The 219-nt window shown below is 56.2% G+C and carries 1 pseudogene; it reads left to right on the top strand.

Features of this window, described 5'->3' with window-relative positions:
- Positions 1-35: 35 nt before the first annotated feature.
- Positions 36-219 (top strand): annotated as a pseudogene (locus AC0QKW_RS00005) (photosystem II q(b) protein); the annotation flags it as partial.

Raw genomic sequence — 219 nt, forward strand, 5'->3', positions numbered from 1 at the left:
AGCCTTAAGCAAACCTAACTGCACTTATCCTTATCATGACCACAACGCTTCAAAGACAACAAACTGCCTCCCTGTGGGAGCAGTTTTGCCAGTGGGTGACCAGCACCGAGAACCGCCTGTACGTGGGCTGGTTCGGCGTGTTGATGATCCCCACCCTGCTCGCTGCTACCGCTTGCTTCGTCGTAGCGTTCATCGCTGCACCTCCCGTCGACATCGACG

Source organism: Pseudanabaena sp. PCC 9330 (assembly GCF_055795045.1).